The following is a 20,600-nucleotide window of genomic DNA, read 5'->3' on the forward strand; positions in this document are numbered from 1 at the left end:
GTCCGGCGGCTCAGACGTGGTTCCGGAGCATCAGTTCCGGCGGCGTCGGACTCAGATAAACTTGCTGCATGAGGTAATGCTGGTCGTATTTGCGCACATAGTGCCGGATCATGGTTATCGGTACGACAAGCGGGATCAGGCCGTTGTGGTAGGCGTCGATGAACTCTTGCAATCCCAAGCGCTCTTCCGCCGCCAGCACTTTTCGGAAGTACCCCTTGATGTGCTGGAGGACATTGGTGTTCTTCTTGACGGTGGCCGGCAGCGCCAGGGCTTTCATGAAGAGCTCCAGGTACCGGGCGAACAGTGCGGTCGGTTCCATCTCCGTACCGTGAGCCACCAATTTCCCCGCTTCCCGGTAGAGTTCCGGGCTGTGAGCCATAAGCTGCAGCTTGTGGGCAGAATGGAACTCGACCAAGTGCCCGATTTTTCTCTCCTGACGGAGCAGATCCTGCCACCGCCGATAGGCGAAAACCCGCTCGATGAAATTTTCCCGCAGCGCCATGTCGTGCAACCGTCCTTCCTCTTCAACCGGCAACAGCGGAAAATGTTCGACCACGGCTGCGGCGAAGAGCCCGCGGCCAACTCTGGGCGGCATCCCGGCATTGTAAACCTTCACCCTGAACAGTCCTGAGCTTGGCGATCCTTTCTTGAAGATGAAACCGCAGAGGTCCTCCCTTTCGAGTTCGACCACTTTCTGCCGACAGAAGGCCTGCATCTGGGCGGTGAGGTCAATGCGGCTCTTGCGGGTGACCAGCCGGGGGGCGGCAGGGTCGCCCTCAAGCCGCATTGCTTCTCGCGGCGTTGGCAGGCCGCACCCGACCTCGGGACAGACGGGCACGAAACGGCAGAACCTGCCGAGCGTGTCGGAGAGATAGTGGTCGTGTTTGTGCCCGCCGTCGTAACGGACCCGCTCGCCCAGCAAGCATGAACTGATGCCGATTGAAACCGGAGTTGACATGATGTTCTCCCAGTATTGGTTAAATGAAAACAAAAAATAATTCATGAAATAAGGTCAACTGCCGATGATTAAGGTATTGACAGCTCTGCTTGCGGGGCCGAGGTGCTGCCCGGCTGCCCGGGGAGTTTTGTGGCTGTCACTCTATTTAATTAATAAAAATCAGTAATTTCGCCCATTTCTCCTTGAAAATAGAGATACTGCTGCTATAATTTTGCCTGTTCCGATGGGTAAATCAAGCACTTTCGGAGTGATGCGTGGATTGGGAATGTTGCTGGGGCAAGGAAAATATCCGCCCGGACGAATGCCAGCAGATCAGCGAGGGGGAAGAAGTCCTTTACACCTCGCGGGGGCGCCGGATTCTGGAGAAGTGCGTCGAGTGCCCCCTGTTTCGAAATGATCTGCGGAAAAGCGGGGAAATCGACAGCCCACTGGCCGCCATTGTCCCCTTTCTGGTCGAGGGCGTGCTGGAACAACGGGGAAAGCTCCAGTCGATGGTTGGCTTCCTCGACAGCAAAGACCGGGAGATCAAGTTCCTCCACGAGATCAGCCTCGTTTTGCAGACCTCCGTCGATCTGGATGAAGTACTGTCGGTCGTGATGACCGCCATTACCGCCGGCAAGGGATTCGGGATGAACCGGGCATTTCTCCTCCTGACCGGCAAGGAAAGGAAATTGCTGCAGGGGTACCTGGGGGTCGGACCTCGGAGCCTCGATGAAGCCTGGCAGATCTGGGGGGAGATCAACCGGGACGATTTCACCCTCAAGGAGATGGCGAAGAACTTCTACCAGACCAAATTCAACTCGGAAAAGGTAAAATTTCACGACATTCTCGAGCGGTTGACCGTTCCGCTTGCCGAGCAGAATCATGTTCTTGTCCGGGCGCTTCGGGAAAGAAAGCCAATCCTGGTGGAAAATGCCTTCAATAATCCGGACGTCGACCCGTCGCTGGCCCGGACACTCGATGTCGACTCCTTCCTGATTACCCCGCTAATTTCCCGCAATCGCCGGATCGGCGTCATCATTTCCGATAATTGCATCACCCGCCGACCAATTACTCCCCAAGATGTCCAGTCGCTTGAAACGTTCGCCTTTCCGGTGGCCTTCGCCATCGAACGTGCCTCGCTCTACGAACGGCTGCAGGAGGAGCTGCTCAAAGTTACCGCAGCCAATGTCAAGCTCAAGGAGCAGCAGGAGCTGATCGTCAAAATGGAGCGGATGGCATTGGTCGGCAAGATTACCTCGAATATTGCCCATTCGATCCGCAACCCGCTGATGATCATCGGCGGGTTTGCCCGCACACTGCTGAAGGGGGCGGCCGAGAACGATCCGAAACGGGGCTATCTGGAGTCGATCGTCCGCGAAGCCCGGCAACTCGACGGGGTCCTTGAGGAAGTACTCAATTATTCAGACTCGCTCTATCCCACATTGGACAGCTGGGACGTCAATCAGTTGCTCAGCGCCGTTTGCCGTGAACTCGACGGTAAGTTTGCCGAACGGAGGGTTGGGTGCCGGCTTCGCCTTGGTGTCGACCTCCCGCAGGCCCATATCGATTACAAGCAGGTGGCGTACTGTCTGCGGAGCATTCTTGCCGGCATGGTCGACAGCCTGGCGGACGGCGGGGAGATCAGGGTCGTCAGTCGGCATGAGGCGGAGTGGGTTGTCATTGCTGTTGAGGGGGCGGGGAAACCGACCGGTGTCGGTGGATTGGAATCCGTGACTTCGCCCTTCGCCAGTGCGCGGGAAATGGGTGACGGCCTGGGCTTGGCGGTCTGCCGGACGATCATGGAAAAGCATGGCAATATTCTTGAAATCGAAAATCCTCCTGAGGGAGGAATGCGATGTATCCTGAAACTACCAATCCAGAAGAAGGAGGATGTGTATGGCACGGTTACTGGTGGTTGACGATGAAAGCAGCATTCGGCTGCTCTACTCCCAGGAGCTGGCTGACGAAGGCTACGAGGTGGTAACGGCGGCGACCGCCGCCGAGGCGGTGGAACAGATCGGCACGCAGGATTTCGATCTGATCGTTCTCGATATCAAACTGAAAAACGAAAGCGGCCTCGATCTGCTGCAGAAGATCGTCAAGGAGCGCCATAACCTGCCGGTGGTCCTCTGTACGGCATTTTCCTGCTTCAAGGATGACTTTTCGGCCTGGCTTGCCGACGGTTATGTGGTCAAGTCGAGCGATCTGACCGAACTGAAGGAGGAGATCAAGCGGGTCATTGCCAAAAAGGGAGCGAAACCAGCCTGAACGTTGCCGGTGAAATATTGAAATTCTGACTATGTACCAAAGGAGCATCCCATTATGAAAGCTGTAATTATGGCTGGCGGGTTCGGTACCCGCATCCAACCGTTGACGAGCAACATTCCGAAACCGATGATTCCGCTGCTCAACCGGCCGATCATGCTGCATATCGTTGAGCTGCTGAAAAAATACGAGATTACCGACCTGGTGATGCTCCTGTATCATCAGCCCGCAGTGATCAAGAACTTTTTCCGCGACGGTACCGACTTCGGGGTAAAGATTACCTATGTGACGCCGCTCCAGGACATGGGGACTGCCGGCGCGGTCAAATGCGCCGAGAAGTATCTGGACGAACGGTTCGTGGTCATCAGCGGCGACCTGTTGACCGACTTTAATCTGAAAAAAATCGTCGATTTTCATGAGGAAAAGAAAGCGCTGGCGACGATTACCCTGACTTCGGTGAAAGACCCGCTGCAGTTCGGGGTGGTGATTACCGACAAGGAGAAGCGGATTACCCAGTTCCTCGAGAAGCCAGGGTGGGGAGAGGTGATTTCCGATACCATCAATACCGGGATCTATGTTCTCGAACCGGAAATTTTCCGGCACATTCCCGCGGAAGAGAATTTCGACTTTTCCCAGGATCTTTTCCCCCGGCTGTTGAGCAACAGCGAACCGCTGTTCGGCTATACCGCCAAGGGATACTGGCGGGATATCGGCAATACCGATTCCTACCGGGAAGCCCACCACGATATCTTTCGCGGCAAGGTCAACGTCAAGATCGATGAACCGAAGCAGGACCTGGTTGGCAAGGACCTGCGGCTCGGCAGCGATGTCAATCTGGACGATCATGTGGTGCTGGACGGAACGGTGATCATCGGCGACAACTCGCAGATTTTCGACAGCGCCCAGATCAAGGATTCGGTTATCGGCCGTAACTGCACCATCGAGGCGGGGGTCAGGCTGCACCGCTGCGTGATCTGGGACAACGTTTATGTCAAGCGGGGTTCTAAGCTGAACGACTCGGTGGTCTGCAGCAACGTGAGCGTCGGCAACGGGGTCGTCATGGAAGAGGGGACCATTGTCGCCGACGATACCTCCATTGGTGAGGAAGCGTACATCAAGCGGGACGTGAAAATCTGGCCGCGCAAGGTGATCGAGGCGGGTGCCATTGTTACCGGCAACCTGATCTGGGGAGAGAAGTGGAAAAAATCCCTGTTCGAGGGGGCGATGATCAAGGGATTGACCAATATCGAGCTGACTCCCGAATTCGTGGCGAAGCTCGGCTGCGCTTACGGCACCACGCTTCCCAAAGGGAGCAACATCCTTGCCGGCCGCGATTCCTACCGAGCATCCCGGATGCTCAAGCGGAGCTTTATCGGCGGACTCCTTTCGGCCGGGGTCAACGTTCGCGACCTGACGATGGTGGCGCTGCCGGCCCTGCGTTATAAGCTGAGGACTTTCGGCGAAGTGGGGGGGGTTCAGTTCCGGCAGGCGATTGATGATCCCGCTTCCACCGAAATCGTCTTTCTCGATGGTGAGGGGCTCGATTTTTCCAGCTCGATGGGGAAAAACGTCGAGCGAATCTTTTTTAAGGAGAATTTCCGCCGTGCCCACCATACCGAACCGGGCGGGCTGACCGAAATTCCGCAACAGGTGATGGATTTCTACCGGGAAGGGTTTCTCCATGCCATCGACCGGTCGCCACTTCACCGGAAATCGTTTAAGGTGGTCATCGATTTCAATTTCTCGCCGGCCAGCCAGCTTTTGCCGAGTATTCTTAATGAAATGGGGTGTGAGGTGATCAGCCTCAATGCTTATGTCGACGAGGAGCGCGGCGGCAAGGTGCCGGGGGGACGGCAACAGAGTCTGTCCCAGCTGGCCAAGATCGTCGCTTCGCTGGAAGCCAATGCCGGTTTCTGGCTCGATTCGACGGTCGAAGAGGTGATCGTGGCGGACGAAACCGGCAAGATTTACGAAGGGGCTGAACTGCTCCCGCTGATCGTCGGGCTGGCCTTGAAGGCCGGTGAACGAGGGCTCTTCGCCGTACCGGTATCGGCCCCCTCTGCCGTGGAGCGAATGGCTCACGAAAAGGGTTGTGCCGTAACCCGCACCAAAAGTGCCGACAGGTCGATGATCGAAGCGGCTCTCTCCTCGGAGGTGGTTCTCGCCGGCAGTATGGACGGCCGTTTTGCCTTCCCGAAATTCCAGGCAGCTTTCGACGGTATGTTCGCGATTGCCAAAACTATCGAGATGATCGCCCGGAGCGGCATGCCGTTGTCGAAGGTCATGGATGAAGTCCCCCAGCGCTGTTTCCTGCAGACCCGGGTCCCCTGCGTCTGGGACATGAAGGGGGGGATCATGCGGAAAATGAGCGAGGACAGCCTCGACAAAGAGGCAAGTTTCATCGACGGGATCAAGGTCAATGTCGGTGAAGACTGGGCGCTTGTCCTCCCCGATCAGTACCAGCCGTATGTCCATATCATCGCCGAGGCGCGGGATGCCAAGACGGCTCAGCGGTTACTGGGTGAATACCAGAAAAAAGTCGAACAGTGGAAAAAGGAGCTTTCGTAGATGGGCGAGCCGCTGCAGGTAGTCTTTCTCTGGCACATGCATCAGCCATATTACAAGGATCCGGGGAAGGGAGAGTATGTCCTTCCCTGGACCTACCTGCATGCCATCAAAGACTACTACGACATGGCGGCTATCGTCGACGAGACTCCCGGTGCCCGGGCGGTCTTCAATCTGGTGCCGTCGCTCCTCGATCAGTTGCTCGACTATGCTTCCGGCGTTGCTGACGATCCGTGGCTGCGGCATGGGAAAATGGCGCCGGGGGAGATGGGCGAAGAGGAGCGGCAGTTCGTCCTGGACAATTTTTTTTCTGCCAACCGTCAACGAATGATCGATCCTTACCCGCGCTATCACGAGTTGCTCTTTCTGGCGGGCGACGGTTCCCGGACAAGAAGGGAAAGCGGGGCGCGCCATTTTTCCGATCAGGATATCCTTGACCTCCAGGTCTGGTTCTTTCTTGCCTGGACCGGCGAAGCCGCCCGGCGCCGCTATCCCGAGTTCCGCGAGTTGATCGCCAAGGGGCGCAATTTTACCGAGGACGACAAGGCGCTCCTCTTCTCCCGGCAGGGAGAACTTCTCAACAGTATCGTGCCGCTCTACCGCAAGCTTCACGAAGAGGGGAAAGCGGAGCTGGCGGTCTCCCCGTATTATCATCCGATCCTGCCGCTCCTTTGCGATATGAAAAGTGCTCTGACGGCGATGCCCCGGGCGAACCTCCCGGCCACCCGCTTTCGTCATCCGGAGGATGCCCGAAGTCAGGTGGCGAGCGCTTTGGCCCGCTTCAGGGAGATTTTCGGATTTGCCCCGGCGGGGATGTGGCCGTCGGAAGGGTCGGTCAGCGACGAGGCTTTGGCAATCGTTGCCGGCTGTGGCCTGAAATGGGTGGCCAGCGACGAAGATATCCTTGCCCGGACGATTCCCGGTGGCCTCGGTCCCCAGAAACAGGCGCTCTATCATCCCTATACCTTCCGGCAGGGGGCCCGTGAGCTGAAAATGTTCTTTCGCGACCACCTGCTGTCGGATTTGATTGGTTTCACCTATTCTGCATTTGAACCTGGTCGGGCAGTGGAAAATTTCCTGGTGCGGTTGCGTGAACTCCGCAAACTCGTTCCCAACGCCCGGGTGGTGCCGGTGATTCTTGACGGTGAAAATGCCTGGGAATATTACCTCGACAACGGCTATACTTTCCTCGTCGACCTTTACCGGTCGCTGGCGACGGCCGGAGAGCTGGAACTGACCACCTTCTCCGAGGTCCTGGCGGGGGAAGCGGAGCGGCGGGTAATCGAGCATATTCACCCCGGATCGTGGATCAACGGTAACTACGGCATTTGGGTCGGCCACCCGGAGGAAAACCAGGCCTGGGATTATCTTGAACGTGCCCGGGAATCGGCCGTGACCGCTTCGCCCCACATTGCCGAGCTTCTGGCGGTCGGCGGTCCGTGGCGCTCGCCAGAGAATGAGGTAGAGCGAACAGCCCAGCTGGTCTGTCTGTCGTTGTATGCCGCCGAGGGGAGTGACTGGTTCTGGTGGTATGGCGACGATCACTTTTCCGCCCACAGCGACCGCTTTGACCGGCTGTTCCGTCGCCAGTTGATCAACGTCTATCGATTGCTCGGCATGGAAATCCCCCGTGAACTCCATGAACCGATCAAGAAAAAAAGCCCTGCGGGCTTGATCAGAGAGCCGGCGGCGTTTATTTCGCCGACGATCAACGGCCATGTCGACGATTACTTCGAGTGGCTGGCCGCCGGCCTTTATGACCTGACGAAGCAGGCTTCGGCGATGCATGCTTCGGAAAATCTTCTGCAATCGTTTTTCTATGGCTTCGACCGGGAGAACTTCTATTTCCGGTTCGACAGCCCGAAGGCTATTCAAACGTTGCTGCAGCCGGGGGATGTCTTTCACCTTTATCTGATTGCCGTAGCCGAATATCGGCTCGATATCGATCCAGCGACGGCGAGCGGTGCGCTGCTCGTCAAGAGAACGACCGGCTGGGAAACTACCGGAGGGGAGTGCCGCTGGGGGGTTGGTAAAGTGGGCGAAGTGCAGGTGCCGCTTGCCGCTGTTGCGCTCAAGCCTGACGATAAACTGTTCGTTTACCTGACCCTGGTCAGGGAAGGGGAAGAATTCGGCCGTTGGCCGAGCGATTCCCCGCTGGTCCTGAAGTATGTCGGGCCGGAGCTTGAATTGAATGATTGGCTTATCTAGCTGGCGTCCCGAACCGACTTGTCTGCTTTAGTGGCATCAGCCTAGGGAGCCGCTTGTTGTCGGCCGCCTGGCCTCCTGCTGTGGCGAAGCGCCGATCTGTCTCACAGACCGTTGATTCCCTTGCCAGGATGAAAAGTTCCGCATCCCCGTAGGAGTATCTCATCGGAAGCTTTCGGGTGAGACACGATTTGAACTGGAGGCGTCATGTCCGAACTGAGGTGGGATCCACTGAAGCTCCACTGGGTCATTATCGCGACCGAGCGTGGCCGCCGTCCGCGCGATTTTCTCGTCGAGCCGGAAACACAGGAGATGATGAGTTGTCCCTTCTGCTATGGCAACGAGGACAAAACGCCCCCGGAGATCTTCGCGATCCGCCCTGGCGGGACGCCGAATTCGGCTGGCTGGAAGGTTCGGGTGATTCCCAACAAATACCCGGCGCTCCGCATTGAGGGCGAGCTGAATAACCGCGGTCACGGTCTTTACGACGTTATGAACGGAATTGGCGCTCACGAGGTGATCATCGAGACTCCCGACCACAATCGCGGCTTGGCCGATCTTTCACCAGCCGAAATCGGCGATGTCCTCAGGGCTTATCGAGCCCGGTTGCTGGACCTGCGAAACGACCGGCGCTTTCGCTATATGGTGCTGTTCAAGAATCACGGGCTGCGGGCCGGAGCATCGCTTCCCCATTCCCACAGCCAATTGATTGCCGTCCCCCTGACGCCACCGGTTGCGGCCACCGAACTGCGAATCTGCCGGGAGTATTTCGCCGGCAAGGAGCGTTGCATCATTTGCGACCTGATCGATTTCGAACTGCGCAGCGGCGAGCGGGTAGTTCGCGAATTCAGCGATTTCGTGATCCTCACTCCCTATGCGTCCTGCTTTCCTTTTGAACTGCGCCTCTATCCCAAACGCCATGCCTGCGATTTCGCTGCTCTGGGTGACAGTGACCTGGCCAACCTGGCCGTGGCGCTGAAAGAGATGCTCGCCCGGCTGAAAAGCGTCCTGCGCGATCCCCCGTACAATTTCATTCTCCATACTGCGCCACCGAGACAACCGCGGTTGGGCAAGCCGGATTACTGGAGTTCCATTGAATTCGATTATCACTGGTATATCGAGCTGGTGCCCCGGTTGACCCAGATTGCCGGGTTCGAATGGGGAACCGGTTTTTATATCAATCCGACATCGCCGGAAGATGCCGCCTCGTTTCTCCGCGAGACGGAACTGTGAAGGCGGAGGAATGGGTATGAAAATTTTGCTGGTAGCTTCCGAGGTGACCCCGTTTGCCAAGACCGGCGGGCTTGCCGATGTAGCGGCGGCACTTCCCAAGGCGCTCAAACAGCTCGGGCATGATGTAAGGATCATTATGCCGTGCTACCGGTCAATAAGCCAGGGCGACGTGCCGTTCAGAAAGGCGCGAAAGAGTGCGGAAATCGAGCTGGGGGGAGAATCGCTGAAAGGATTTCTCCGTCAGGCAGCCCTGGCGGATGTTCCCGTCTATCTGGTCGAGAATAAATATTTTTTTGGCCGGGACTATCTCTATGGTTCGCCTGAGGAGGATTATCCCGACAATCCGCGCCGTTTTGCCTTTTTCTGCCGGGCTGTCCTCCAGCTCCTGAAAAGGATGGATTTCCGGCCTGACGTCATTCACTGCCACGACTGGCAAACGGCTCTAATCCCAATTATTCTCCGCGCCGAACTCGGCGACGATCCGTTTTTTGCCCGGACGGCCGTGGTATTCACTATCCACAATCTTGCCTACCAGGGACTCTTCCGGGCCGATGCCCTGGCGGAAATGGGACTTTCTCCTGCCCTGTTCACTCCGGATCAGCTGGAATACTACGGCAAGGTGAATCTTTTGAAAGGGGCAATCCTTGCCGCTGACGTCATTACCACCGTCTCCGCGACCTACTGCCGTGAAATTATGACTCCAGAGTCGGGCTGCGGTCTGGAAGGGGTCCTTCAGGCCCGTGCCGATGCACTCGTCGGTATTCGCAACGGACTCGATACAGACGAGTGGAATCCTGCCGCCGATCGGCGGATTTTCCGCAATTATTCGGCCAAGTCGTTGGCCGGCAAGCATGCCGACAAGCTGGAACTTCAGCGCGAACTTGGTCTGGAAGTATCGTCTTCGGTGCCATTGATCGGGATGGTTGGTCGGATGGTCGAGCAGAAGGGGATCGAATTGCTGATTTCCCTCCTCCCGCGGCTCGGTAGCGAGCGGTTGCAGGTGGCGATCCTGGGGACCGGTGACCGGGACTCCATGGCACGGTTGCAGGAGTTCAAGGAGCGTGGGGTCAAGAATATCTCTATCACTTTTGGCTTTCACGACGAGCTGGCGCCGAAGATTTTTGCCGGCAGTGATCTTTTCCTCATGCCGTCCCGCTTTGAACCATGCGGGCTCAGTCAGCTGATCGCTCTCCGTTACGGAACGGTACCGGTGGTGCGGCAGACCGGTGGCCTTGCCGACACCATCATCGATGTGACTGAAAACCCGCGGGAAGGGAATGGTTTTTCATTTTCCGCCTATACTGCTGATGCCTGTTGGGATGCGATCCAGCGGGCGCTGGCGGCTCTCGGCGACCGGGAGGGCTGGCGAAAAATCATGCGCCGGGGGATGTCTGCCGACGTGTCGTGGCGACAAGCTGCGGGCAAATACGAAGAACTCTATCGGACATGTCTGCAAAAAAGGAAGTGAGGTCTGTCGATGAACGAAGAGGTTGGGGAATTGGATGAATTGAGCCGGGAAATCAGGAAGATTATCGACAACAATAAAAAATTCCTGGAACGGGTCATGGATGAAGATTTCGAGCCCGACGAACCGGCTGGCGAAAGTGAGGGTGAGGTATTCGAAGAACTGTAGTTCCGGCTTTCATTCAAGCGGTGATGTGGTCGGTGCCGAGCAGTAAGTAAAAAGCCCCCGGAGGGAGATTCCGGGGGCTTTTTGCATTACAGCCGGACTACTGCTGGCCGCCTCCTGCCACGTCTTCGCCGCCGGCGGCATGGCAGTCACTGCAGTTGGCCGTGTAGAGCGCATTGCCGATGTCAACCGGATGCACGAACTCCTTGACCTCCTTGCCGGGCGGAATGTTCTCCTGTTTCTGCCCGATGACCGTGTGGCAGAGATTGCAGTCCTTGGAAATCACTCGACCGTTCGCTGCTTTATGCTTTCCGTCATGACAGCGGAAGCAGCCCGGGGAATAGAAGTGACCAATGTGGTTCGGGTAGGTGTTCCACGCGACTTTCATTTTCGGGAAGAAGTTGCGGCTGTAAATATCTTTTACCTGTTCCACCGCGTGCTTGATTGCCGCAGCCTTCTGCTTCGCTACTTCCGGGTAATTCTTTGCATAGTAGGCGGGCAGCGCTTCACCGATGGCCGCCGTGGCTTCTTCCTGGGAGGCATAGGGTTTCTCCAGCAACTCAACCGCGACTTTTTTGATATATGGCAGCGTGGGATCGATCAATCCCGAGACGATATGCTCATCCATCTCCTGGCTGGGCGAGCGGTAAATATGGGTCGGCCGATTGTGACAGTCGGTGCAATCCATCAGCCGCTTGTTCGCCGCTGTGATCTCCTCTTTGCGCAGCGGCGCTTCGGTATTCATGTATTCGACGAATGACCCGTCCTTCTGCTGGACGGCAATATACGGGATATCGAGCCGTTTCTTATCGCGGGCGATATAGAACACCTCGGTGCCGATATGCCAATGGATACCTTTCGAGTGCGGGGATTTCGGTGTGCCGCCGATGTTGATCAGCATGTTGATCTCGCGCGGTGTGTTTTCCTTGTTCGGAGCATAGTGGTAAAACACCTTTTGCCGGCCTGAATAGAATTTTTCGGGCCAATGGCATTGCTCGCAGGTATCCCGGGCGGGGCGGAGATTCTCGATCGGCGTTTCAATCGGTGTCGGGTAGGTGTGCGCCAAGACGGCCCAGACTTGGCGGAGGCCCGATATCTTGGCCTTGACATACCATTTCGCCCCAGGGCCGACATGGCACTCAACGCATTTGACCCGGGCATGGGGAGAGTTTTTCCAGGCGGTATGTTCGGGCTGCATGACGGTGTGGCAGAGTTCGCCGCAGAATGTTGTCGATTCGGTGAATTCATAGCCGAGAATCGAAGCAATGGTGACGATTAGGACAAAGACGACCGTTGCCAGCACGAAAAAGATAAACAGATGCCGCTTGTGTGGATCGTTAAAATCGAGGGTTGGATAAACGGGAATCTCGTCGGGTCTGGCGGTCCGCTGCCGGTTTCTGGTCCGCCAACCGCCGAACGGGACGAGCAGGATGCCGAGAATGAGGAGTGCCGGGAAGGCAAAATAGACCAATAAGCCGATATAGGGCTGATCCATCCCGGTGATCATTTCCAGGGCCAGGAAGGTAATGATCAGGCCGGTGGCGACGAAAACGAACAAAAAACCGACCAGGCTGATAGGGTTCCACAAGTAGCCAGCCATTTTTCGTATGGACATGGTTCCTCCTTATGTAAAACATCGTTATGAAGGTGTTGGGTATTCTTAGATTAGCGAACAGGAATTTCCCGAACCGTTAATCTATAGGTTGTTGAGTTTAATTGTCAAATTAAAAATTAATTTATAGAAAGGCGTTCTTGCTTAGCTGGGCAGGACTCGACTGCTTCCAGATATGGGAATACGGTGATGCACAATACCGCTCACCCTGGCCGGCACTCGGCTTGACACCGGAGGGTGATTTTGTTAGCTTCGTCGATACGTGTAGCATCGGCATTCCGCACAATTTGCCGGCAAACACGGCACGTTAACTTTAGCTTCGCTCAACCTATGATAGCACGGGAGAACGCAATGGCAAAAAAACTCTTCATTCCGGGACCGGTCGAGGTCCATCCTGATATTCTCGCGGCGATGGCAATGCCGATGATCGGCCATCGGATGCCTGAGTATGCCGCGCTGCACGGTCGGGTGACGGGTGCCCTCAAGAAACTGCTCGCCACCGAGGAGAAAGTGTTTCTTGCCACGTCGAGCGCCTTTGGCGTCATGGAGGGGGCGGTCAGGAATCTGGTGAAGCGGCGGTGCGTAAATTTCTGCAACGGGGCTTTTTCCGACAAGTGGCACGATGTGACCAAACGGTGCGGTAAAGAAGCGGATGCCGTGAAGGTCGACTGGGGAAAGGCGATCACGCCGGACATTGTCGACCGGGCGCTGGCCACCGGCAAATACGACAGTCTGACGCTGATTCACAATGAGACGTCAACCGGCGTGATGTCGCCCCTGCCGGAGATTGCCGCGGTGCTGAAAAAATATCCCGAGGTGGTGTCGATCATCGATACGGTTTCCTCGATGAGCGCGCTCAGTATCCCGGTGGACGCCCTCGGCATTGATTGTTGCATCTTCGGCGTCCAGAAGGCCTTCGCTCTGCCCCCCGGTCTGGCGGTCTTTACTGCCAGTGCCAAGGCGCTGGAGCGCGCCGGTACGGTCGAGGGACGTGGCTATTACTTCGATTTTCTGGAGTTCGCTGCCAATGATCTGAAGAATAACACCCCATCAACTCCCTGTATTTCGCTGGTTTATGCGCTGGATCGCCAGTTGGAGCGGATTTTCAGCGAAGGGCTCGAACAGCGCTGGGCACGGCATCGCGAGATGGCCTCCCTGGTGCGGAATTGGGTTGTCGACCGTGGCTTCGGTTTCTTTGCCGAAGAGCCGTATCGCTCCCTGACGCTGACTTGTGCGGTGAACAGCCGCAACGTTGACCTCGCGGCGCTGAAAAAAATACTTGCCGGTCGTGGCTATGCGTTTGATGACGGTTACGGCAAGATCAAAGGGCAAACTTTCCGGATTGCCCACATGGGAGATATGCAGTGTGCCGATCTGTGCGAATTTTTGAGTGTCATTGACGAGAGCCTGGGGCAGCTTTCCTGAGCAATCTCCCTGCATCGCGTCGATTTGCTGCTATAATGTGACGGAAATGCCAGCCGGTGAGCTGGTGACGCTTGTTGTTTGGCGTGATTCTGGCATAGCAGTGACTGGGTGATTACGGTAAGGCGACGTTGATGCTTTTGGGCAAAGCGAGCGCCAGAGGGGGAAACAATGAAGTGTCCCGGTTGTGGCAGCAGAACGGCGGTGGAAATCGACATGCATTCCGAAGGATTTACGGCCGAGGAATATCCGGTCAAGGAATGTGGTTCGTGCGGGATGGTTTGGCGGGTGCGGTTGGAGAAAGGGGAGCCGAAAATCGACATCATCAAGGCTGCCGAATCGAAAAAGAACGGCTAACGGCAAGACTCCCGGAGAAGGCTTGCCGTTAGTGCCCGGCGGTTCAGGTGACTTCCTCAAACATCTCTTTGCCTGCACCACAGACAGGGCAGACCCATCCTTCCGGCAATTCAGCGAAAGGGGTTCCCGGGGCGACGCCGTTCTCGGGATCGCCGTTCGCCGGATCGTAGACATATTGGCAGATGGTGCACGTCCAACGTTGCATGATGTTTCTCCTCTCCTGTCAGATTGGCTGTATTTGCGTTGAATCGCCCGGCTTGCCCGGGCGGACTGATGTCGCTCCTATTCCTCCCAGCCGATGCACTGGACAGGGCAGCCGTCGATTGCCGGTTGAATTTCCTTCTCCGGGGCGCCGGTCGGATTGTACACCTCCGATTTCCCCTCACTGTTGAATCTGAATACTCCCGGGCATGTGGAGACACACAGCCCGCAGCTGATGCATGCATCCTGGTCGACCTTTGGTGTTCTTGCCATCCAGGCGTTCCTCCTTGGTAACGAATGTCCCCATTGTAGCAAGCTGACCCGCGCTGTCAATTGGCCCCTCCCAGTAACGGGGCGGATTTGACACTGTTTTACGTCGCTATTCCGAAAAACATTCTGATAAAATTCTGATAATTTCACTGGCACTTGATTTTTTTTTGTGCTATTAAAAAATGCTGTTTCCGTTCTAACCGCCTTATTTCATATGGAGGTAAAACCTTGAGACTGAACGACATTACCAGAGGAACCGGGCTCGAAGAGCACGGGATCACCAATGCCAACCTCATTTACTGGACCCCCCCCACGTCGGTCCTTTATGAGCAGATTGTCAAGCGGGGCGAAGGCCTTGTGACCCATCTGGGCGCGGTAGCGGTAAAGACCGGTCACTATACCGGCCGTGCCGCCAATGAGAAGTTCATCGTTGATGAGCCGACCTGCCACGACCACATTGCCTGGGGCAAGGTTAACCAACCGTTCGATCCCGCTAAGTTCGACGGTCTCTATAACCGGATGATGGCCTACCTGCACGGCAAGGATATCTTCGTTCAGGACTGTTTTGCCGGTGCCAGCCCGAAACACCGCCTCCCGGTACGGGTTATTACCGAAAAGGCTTGGCATTCGCTGTTCGCCCGCAATATGTTCGTGCGGGCCACCGCCGAGGAGCTGGTTGGCCACAAGCCGGGCTTTACGGTCATTGACCTGCCGAATTTCCACGCCGTGCCGAAGATTGACGGGACCAATACCGAAACCTTCATCATCGTCAATTTCGCCAAGAAGGTGATCATCATCGGTGGTACCAGCTATGCCGGGGAGATCAAGAAATCGATCTTCACCATTCTCAACTATCTCCTCCCCCAGGATAAGGGGATCCTCTCCATGCACTGCTCCGCCAATGTCGGAGAAAAAGGTGATGTGTCGGTCTTCTTTGGCCTTTCCGGTACCGGTAAGACTACGCTGTCCGCCGATCCGAAACGGTCGCTGATCGGTGACGACGAGCATGGCTGGGATGAAGAAGGGGTGTTCAACTTCGAGGGGGGCTGTTACGCCAAGATCATCAATCTTTCCAAAGAAGCCGAGCCGGAGATTTATGAAACTACCCGCCGCTTCGGGACCATTCTGGAAAACGTTGCCATCGATACTGTCAGCCGGCGGGTCGATCTGGACGACGACTCCTTCACCGAAAATACCCGCGCTTCCTACCCGATCACCCATATCCCGAACGTTGTCAGAGCGGGAATGGGCGGGCATCCGACCAATATCGTCATGCTGACCTGCGACGCGTTCGGGGTGCTGCCGCCGATCGCCAAGCTTTCGCCTGAGCAGGCGATGTATCACTTCCTGTCGGGCTACACGGCAAAAGTTGCCGGGACCGAGGCCGGAATCACCGAACCTCAGGCGGCGTTTTCCACCTGTTTCGGTGCGCCGTTCATGGCGCTGCACCCGTCCGTGTATGCCAAGCTGCTCGGCGAAAAGATCGCCAAGCACCAGGTTGACTGCTGGCTGGTGAACACCGGCTGGAGCGGCGGCCCCTACGGCGTGGGGAGCCGGATGAAAATCGCCTATTCGCGGGCGCTAGTCAATGCGGCTATCGACGGAACGCTGAGTGCCGGCGAGTTCGAGAAGGATCCTTTCTTCGGCCTGATGATCCCGAAAGCGTGTCCCGGCGTCCCGGCCGAAGTGCTGAATCCGCGTAACACCTGGACGGATAAGGCTAAGTACGATGAGACTGCCAAGGGGCTTGTGGAGCGGTTCCGCAAGAATTTCGACCAGTATAAGCAGTATGTGACTGCCGAAGTTGCCGCCATCATGTAGCTGTTCAACAGTGCAAGCGCTGTCTAAAAAGGCCCCCGAACCGGGGGCCTTTTTCTTTTTCCGACCTTTACGTAAACGTTATCTTGTAAAACGCTATTTTATCTGGTAAGCTGTAGCGACGTTGGCATCGGTGAATTATCATTGCTGAAGGGGGATTGCAATGGCAGACGCGTTTGATTTTGGTCGGTTGCGACGGTTGGTGCTGATTCATCTGGTGGTGCAGGTGTTTCTCTTTGTGCTGCTTGGCGTAGCGGCATTCGTGCTGCTGAACAAGGTGCCATCACACATCTTCACCAACAGCATTATCCGGGTCGTCATCGTTCAGCTGGTGCTGATCTATCCCTTATATCGCTTTGCCGCCGCCGACGCCGAGCGGGAAATCGCGGCCGCGGCGGTCAATCTCAGCGCCGAGCAGCTCAATGGCCTCCGCCGCAAACGGGTGTTCAGTGACATCACCAAAGGCGCCCTGTTCATCTTTTTCGGCACGTTCGTGCTCCGTGCACCTGCCGCTCCGCAGATTCAGTTCTCTATCCTGTTCGTTTTCCTGCTCTCAAACCTTGCCTATTTTCAGTGCTTCAACGCTGTGGCGAAGCGGCAGATGCGCGGGAAGCAGTAAAAAAGCCCGCCATCCTGCTGAAAACGTCGTCGCTCTTACCGGTTACCAGGCTGACCGGCGGCAGTGACTTCAGAAAAAAACGGCCGTAGTTCTTGGAGAGCACCCTGCTGTCGAGGATCAACACTGCCCCCCGGTCGTCCCGGCTGCGGATGAGGCGGCCAAACCCCTGCTTGAATTTGATCACCGCCTGAGGAACCGTGTAGTCCATGAACGGATCGCCGCCGGCGGCGGCGATATGCTCGGCACGGGCCTCTAGGATCGGTTCGGTCGGCACCCGGAACGGGAGCCGGGTGATCACTACCAGTTCCAGCGCCTTTCCCTGCACATCGACTCCTTCCCAGAACGAATCGGTGCCGAACAGTACCGCGTTCGGCTCCTTCCTGAAGCGGGCGAGGAGGTGATGGCGGTTGACCTCTCCCTGGCGGAGCGGGGTGAGCGTGAGCCGGCGGAGAGTCTCGGCCATCCTGGCAAAGAGTCGGCTCAGCAGCTCGTAGGAGGTGAACAGAACGAAGGCGTGGCCGCCGGAGATGGCCAGCCCCTTGTGGAGAGCGATCTCAAGCGCGTCCGTAAACCGGCTGCTGCCCGGTTCGGGCAGGTCGTTCGGAATGCCGACAAACGCCTGATGCTCGTAATCGAACGGCGAGGCGAGCAGTAGCTCCGTTACTCGCTGGCGATCGAGCAGGCCGATGCCGGTCCGATGTTCCAGGTAATCGAAGCGCTCGCCGACCGCGAGGGTGGCCGAGGTAACGACAACCGTCTTGAAAGCGTCAAGGATGCTCCGCTTGATGGCGGTTGCCACGTCGAGCGGAGACGAGCAGAGCTTGATCGTCAATCCCTTGCTTCCTCTCCTGGCCTCGAACCAGCGGCAGACCTCCTCGGCGCTGCTGACAAAGTCGAGCAGATCGTGGGCGTATGCCTCCAACCGACCAACAACCCCTTTCAGATCTATGAGCGTGCCGGCAAGCTTCTCTTGGGCGCGGTCGGGGACCCGGCCGCAACCCTTGAGAAATAGCTTGAGTCTGGCCGCATAAGCATTGAGATCGGCTGCCAGCTCGCGCGCCTCATCATCGACTTCCCGCCAGAATTTCGTTCCGTAGAGCGACTGGGTCACCCGGAGCTTCCGTTCGCCGGCGGCTTCCTTTGCCCCATCCAAGTAAGCGAGTAAGGCCAGGCCGATGGCGTCGAGAGCCCGGCCGGCGTTGTCGCTGAGGGTCAAGCGGCCGGGAATGAGTGAGCCTTCAAGGATGTCGGCCAGTTCCCGGTACAACTCGTCGCATGAGTCGGGTAGTTCCCGGGAGAGCTGACTGGAGAGGTGCGGCAACAGGCCGCGCTGGGCTTTGCGGGGATGCTGCAGCTTGCCGAGCAGCTTCAACAGTCCCAGCCGGGAAACCTGCGCCGAGAGATGGCCGGTGGCAACATCTTCCAGGTGATGCCCCTCGTCGAAGATCAGTCGTTCGAAAGGGGGGAGAATGGCGGTTGAGCCGTAGCCCGTTTCCTGGCGCAGCGCCACGTCGGCCAACAGCAGCGAATGGTTGACAACCAGGATGTCGGCGGAGGCCGCTTCGCGCCGGGCGGAGTAGAAAAAGCAGCGACCATAGTGGGGACAGCGGACCCTGCCGCACTGATCGGCCTCGCAGGCAACTTCTTCCCAAGTCTCCTCTTTCGGGACGAACGAGAGATCATTGCGGCATCCTTCGGCCGTTGTTTCGCTCCAGGCGACGATTGCTTCGAGTTCGCCAGCCGACGGATCATCCTTGAAAAGTGAAGGATCGGCCTTTATCCCCTCCAGCTTGCGCCGGCAAAGATAATTGCCGCGTCCCTTGACCAGGACGGCACGGAAATGCAGTCCGCTGTGTTTCTGCAGAAAGGGGATGTCCTTCTTGGTGAGCTGTTCCTGGAGGTTGATGGTATTGGTGGAAACCACCACCCGTTCCTTGTTGCGGATGGCCCAGGTTACGGCCGGGACCAGGTAGGCCAGGGACTTGCCGGTCCCGGTCCCCGCCTCGATCACTGCCACCTGTTCCTCGTTGAACGCCTCGGTGACGGCGAACGCCATCCGGAGCTGTTCTTCGCGAAATTCATAGCCGGGCAGGTTGGCGGCAAATGTCCCTTCCGGCGCAAACATTGTCTCGATTTCGGGAAACGAAAGCCGCTCGATCTGTCGCCGGGCGAAGGGGGCAACGGCTTGATAGCACTGTTCGACCGCGTTGTCGACGATATAAAAGCCAACGCCCTGATTGCCGAGCAGCGAGGCGATTTCCAGGTCGGCCTGGGAGGGAATGAGTTGACCGGAGGGATGGTTATGGATGACCACGTCACCGAATGACGCGGCGATCATGATGGCGGCCACGGCGTCACGGTTACCCCGGGCGAGGGGCTCGATCTCGACGACGAGCCGATTCTCATCGGTGCGACCGAGGAAGAATACCTCGTTGCCGCCGGCCTCGCTGATCGCCGTGCGCATCTCCAGAATGGGTTTATCGGAAAAGTACCGCCTCATCGGTGAGAGGATAGCCTCTTTCACTATCCCTCGGCAACGCTTTTTCGCGTCATGGAGGGCGGACGGTCAGGAAGAGCTGCCCAGGGGGATGCTACCACGAAGAGGGGACGAATATGTTTCGTCCCCTCCCTTTTGTCCACCGGTTATTTCTTGTGGCACTCGCCGCAGCGGGTCGGTCCCTTCTTCATCTGCTCGTGGCACCCTTTACAGGTCTTGTGTGCGAAGTCCTTGCCGAACCCTTCGATCTTGCCGGGGCCTTTTTCATGGCAGGACTTGCAGTCCTTCAGCAATTCCTGGTGCATCTTGTGCGGGAAGGTGACGTTGCCGTTCCGGGCCGGGAAGGTGAGGGTATCGGCGGCAAAGGCCGTTCCGGCGGCGAAGAGGGTGAGGGCCAGCGTTGCAAGCAGTCTTTTCATGGTGCATCTCCTTGTGTGCTGATTTCGGACAACTTTATGGCCCATTGTGGCAAATTGCTGCGGTCCCGGGTAGCGACATCGTGCGGAATGCAACCCGATGTCGGGTCGCCAACCGGTATTTGTTCCCCCGGTCAGCCGCTCTTATGGCAATCGCCGCACCTGGTCGGTCCCTTCTTCATCTGTTCATGGCATCCTTTGCAGCCTTTGCCGTGGGCCATGACCTTGTCGAATCCATCAATTTTTCGCGGGCCGTTCTCATGGCAGATTCGGCATTGCCCCAAAGCGTCCTGATGTTTCTTGTGGGGAAAGACGACAGCGCCGATCCTAGTCGGGTAGGTGATTTTTTCGATGGCGTAGCCGATCCCAACATAGAAAAGTACGAGAAATGCCGCACCGAGTAGCCTGATTGACATGGCTTGCTCCTTTCGAAGTGGCGAATGCCCTGACACGCTACAAAATCTGTGCCTTGCTGCCGGATTTGGGCCGCACATTTCGTGGCGAGGGGGCGAAATGCGCAAAAGACTTCCGACTTGGCGACAAAACCTGT

General features: G+C 57.1%; 18 protein-coding genes. 11 read left to right on the forward strand and 7 right to left on the reverse strand.

Annotation, left to right across the window (positions count from 1 at the left end):
* Positions 1 to 10 precede the first annotated feature (10 nt).
* Positions 11 to 958: a YbgA family protein gene (locus QMN23_RS01585; RefSeq protein ID WP_282001367.1), complete on the reverse strand. Its 948-nt coding sequence runs from the start codon at positions 956 to 958 to the stop codon at positions 11 to 13.
* A 254-nt stretch (positions 959 to 1,212) separates the two neighbouring features.
* On the opposite strand from QMN23_RS01585, the gene QMN23_RS01590 reads away from it, so the two are divergent.
* From QMN23_RS01590 to QMN23_RS01620, 7 genes are all read left to right on the forward strand, one after another.
* Positions 1,213 to 2,859, forward strand: coding sequence for a sensor histidine kinase (locus QMN23_RS01590; RefSeq protein ID WP_282001368.1), 1,647 nt, complete (start codon positions 1,213 to 1,215; stop codon positions 2,857 to 2,859).
* Entirely contained in the window at positions 2,837 to 3,208 is a 372-nt protein-coding gene (locus QMN23_RS01595) for a response regulator (protein WP_282001369.1), read from the forward strand. Before QMN23_RS01590 ends, QMN23_RS01595 begins: the two co-directional genes overlap by 23 nt.
* A gap of 54 nt (positions 3,209 to 3,262) precedes the next feature.
* Positions 3,263 to 5,773, forward strand: coding sequence for a mannose-1-phosphate guanyltransferase (locus tag QMN23_RS01600; protein WP_282001370.1), 2,511 nt, complete (start codon positions 3,263 to 3,265; stop codon positions 5,771 to 5,773).
* On the forward strand, positions 5,774 to 7,978 hold the full coding sequence (locus tag QMN23_RS01605; protein WP_282001371.1) for a glycoside hydrolase family 57 protein: 2,205 nt from the start codon (positions 5,774 to 5,776) through the stop codon (positions 7,976 to 7,978).
* Positions 7,979 to 8,182: 204 nt separating this feature from the next.
* Positions 8,183 to 9,208 carry a galactose-1-phosphate uridylyltransferase gene (gene galT / locus QMN23_RS01610; protein ID WP_282001372.1) on the forward strand — a complete coding sequence of 342 codons (1,026 nt, stop codon included), beginning with the start codon at positions 8,183 to 8,185 and terminating at the stop codon, positions 9,206 to 9,208.
* Between the two features lie 16 nt (positions 9,209 to 9,224).
* Positions 9,225 to 10,676, forward strand: coding sequence for a glycogen synthase GlgA (gene glgA, locus QMN23_RS01615; RefSeq protein ID WP_282001373.1), 1,452 nt, complete (start codon positions 9,225 to 9,227; stop codon positions 10,674 to 10,676).
* Between the two features lie 9 nt (positions 10,677 to 10,685).
* Positions 10,686 to 10,841, forward strand: coding sequence for a hypothetical protein (locus tag QMN23_RS01620; RefSeq protein ID WP_282001374.1), 156 nt, complete (start codon positions 10,686 to 10,688; stop codon positions 10,839 to 10,841).
* Between the two features lie 97 nt (positions 10,842 to 10,938).
* Here QMN23_RS01620 and QMN23_RS01625 read toward each other — a convergent pair whose 3' ends face one another.
* Entirely contained in the window at positions 10,939 to 12,453 is a 1,515-nt protein-coding gene (locus QMN23_RS01625) for a cytochrome c3 family protein (RefSeq protein ID WP_282001375.1), read from the reverse strand.
* Positions 12,454 to 12,801: 348 nt separating this feature from the next.
* Here QMN23_RS01625 and QMN23_RS01630 point away from each other — a divergent pair, with 348 nt between their 5' ends.
* Positions 12,802 to 13,875 (forward strand): pyridoxal-phosphate-dependent aminotransferase family protein, encoded by a 1,074-nt coding sequence (locus QMN23_RS01630; RefSeq protein WP_282001376.1) that lies wholly within the window; start codon positions 12,802 to 12,804, stop codon positions 13,873 to 13,875.
* A 168-nt stretch (positions 13,876 to 14,043) separates the two neighbouring features.
* Positions 14,044 to 14,229: a hypothetical protein gene (locus QMN23_RS01635; RefSeq protein ID WP_282001377.1), complete on the forward strand. Its 186-nt coding sequence runs from the start codon at positions 14,044 to 14,046 to the stop codon at positions 14,227 to 14,229.
* Positions 14,230 to 14,272: 43 nt separating this feature from the next.
* Here the strand turns inward: QMN23_RS01635 and rd are convergent, their stop codons facing one another.
* Together rd and QMN23_RS01645 are read right to left on the reverse strand one after the other, a co-directional pair.
* Positions 14,273 to 14,434, reverse strand: coding sequence for a rubredoxin (gene rd / locus QMN23_RS01640; RefSeq protein WP_282001378.1), 162 nt, complete (start codon positions 14,432 to 14,434; stop codon positions 14,273 to 14,275).
* Positions 14,435 to 14,511: 77 nt separating this feature from the next.
* The gene (locus QMN23_RS01645) at positions 14,512 to 14,703 is read right to left on the reverse strand and encodes a ferredoxin (RefSeq protein WP_282001379.1); all 192 of its coding nucleotides are present in this window, start codon (positions 14,701 to 14,703) and stop codon (positions 14,512 to 14,514) included.
* A 225-nt stretch (positions 14,704 to 14,928) separates the two neighbouring features.
* Between QMN23_RS01645 and pckA the strand changes: the two genes are divergently transcribed.
* Together pckA and QMN23_RS01655 are read left to right on the forward strand one after the other, a co-directional pair.
* Positions 14,929 to 16,521, forward strand: a complete 1,593-nt coding sequence (pckA, locus tag QMN23_RS01650) for a phosphoenolpyruvate carboxykinase (ATP) (RefSeq protein WP_282001380.1) — start codon at positions 14,929 to 14,931, stop codon at positions 16,519 to 16,521.
* A 160-nt stretch (positions 16,522 to 16,681) separates the two neighbouring features.
* Positions 16,682 to 17,137, forward strand: coding sequence for a hypothetical protein (locus QMN23_RS01655; RefSeq protein WP_282001381.1), 456 nt, complete (start codon positions 16,682 to 16,684; stop codon positions 17,135 to 17,137).
* On the opposite strand, the gene QMN23_RS01660 is transcribed toward QMN23_RS01655, so the two are convergent.
* The 3 genes from QMN23_RS01660 to QMN23_RS01670 all read right to left on the reverse strand — a co-directional run bounded on the left by QMN23_RS01660 (position 17,097) and on the right by QMN23_RS01670 (position 20,466).
* Positions 17,097 to 19,637, reverse strand: coding sequence for a helicase C-terminal domain-containing protein (locus QMN23_RS01660; RefSeq protein WP_282003792.1), 2,541 nt, complete (start codon positions 19,635 to 19,637; stop codon positions 17,097 to 17,099). The two genes, QMN23_RS01655 and QMN23_RS01660, sit on opposite strands and share 41 nt — an antisense overlap.
* A 143-nt stretch (positions 19,638 to 19,780) precedes the next feature.
* The gene (locus tag QMN23_RS01665; protein ID WP_282001383.1) at positions 19,781 to 20,053 is read right to left on the reverse strand and encodes a cytochrome c7; all 273 of its coding nucleotides are present in this window, start codon (positions 20,051 to 20,053) and stop codon (positions 19,781 to 19,783) included.
* A gap of 131 nt (positions 20,054 to 20,184) precedes the next feature.
* Positions 20,185 to 20,466 (reverse strand): cytochrome c3 family protein, encoded by a 282-nt coding sequence (locus QMN23_RS01670; protein WP_282001384.1) that lies wholly within the window; start codon positions 20,464 to 20,466, stop codon positions 20,185 to 20,187.
* Between the last annotated feature and the right edge of the window lie 134 nt (positions 20,467 to 20,600).

Origin of the sequence: Geotalea uraniireducens, from assembly GCF_027943965.1 — a bacterium.
GTDB lineage: Bacteria > Desulfobacterota > Desulfuromonadia > Geobacterales > Geobacteraceae > Geobacter > Geobacter uraniireducens.

Bases quoted from the DNA above. Each gene is read 5' to 3' on its own strand.
- QMN23_RS01585 (WP_282001367.1), bottom strand. From the start codon at position 958: ATGTCAACTCCGGTTTCAATCGGCATCAGTTCATGCTTGCTGGGCGAG.
- QMN23_RS01595 (WP_282001369.1), top strand. From the start codon at position 2,837: ATGGCACGGTTACTGGTGGTTGACGATGAAAGCAGCATTCGGCTGCTC.
- QMN23_RS01600 (WP_282001370.1), top strand. From the start codon at position 3,263: ATGAAAGCTGTAATTATGGCTGGCGGGTTCGGTACCCGCATCCAACCG.
- QMN23_RS01605 (WP_282001371.1), top strand. From the start codon at position 5,774: ATGGGCGAGCCGCTGCAGGTAGTCTTTCTCTGGCACATGCATCAGCCA.
- galT (WP_282001372.1), top strand. From the start codon at position 8,183: ATGTCCGAACTGAGGTGGGATCCACTGAAGCTCCACTGGGTCATTATC.
- glgA (WP_282001373.1), top strand. From the start codon at position 9,225: ATGAAAATTTTGCTGGTAGCTTCCGAGGTGACCCCGTTTGCCAAGACC.
- QMN23_RS01620 (WP_282001374.1), top strand. From the start codon at position 10,686: ATGAACGAAGAGGTTGGGGAATTGGATGAATTGAGCCGGGAAATCAGG.
- QMN23_RS01625 (WP_282001375.1), bottom strand. From the start codon at position 12,453: ATGTCCATACGAAAAATGGCTGGCTACTTGTGGAACCCTATCAGCCTG.
- QMN23_RS01630 (WP_282001376.1), top strand. From the start codon at position 12,802: ATGGCAAAAAAACTCTTCATTCCGGGACCGGTCGAGGTCCATCCTGAT.
- QMN23_RS01635 (WP_282001377.1), top strand. From the start codon at position 14,044: ATGAAGTGTCCCGGTTGTGGCAGCAGAACGGCGGTGGAAATCGACATG.
- rd (WP_282001378.1), bottom strand. From the start codon at position 14,434: ATGCAACGTTGGACGTGCACCATCTGCCAATATGTCTACGATCCGGCG.
- QMN23_RS01645 (WP_282001379.1), bottom strand. From the start codon at position 14,703: ATGGCAAGAACACCAAAGGTCGACCAGGATGCATGCATCAGCTGCGGG.
- QMN23_RS01655 (WP_282001381.1), top strand. From the start codon at position 16,682: ATGGCAGACGCGTTTGATTTTGGTCGGTTGCGACGGTTGGTGCTGATT.
- QMN23_RS01660 (WP_282003792.1), bottom strand. From the start codon at position 19,637: ATGAGGCGGTACTTTTCCGATAAACCCATTCTGGAGATGCGCACGGCG.
- QMN23_RS01665 (WP_282001383.1), bottom strand. From the start codon at position 20,053: ATGAAAAGACTGCTTGCAACGCTGGCCCTCACCCTCTTCGCCGCCGGA.
- QMN23_RS01670 (WP_282001384.1), bottom strand. From the start codon at position 20,466: ATGTCAATCAGGCTACTCGGTGCGGCATTTCTCGTACTTTTCTATGTT.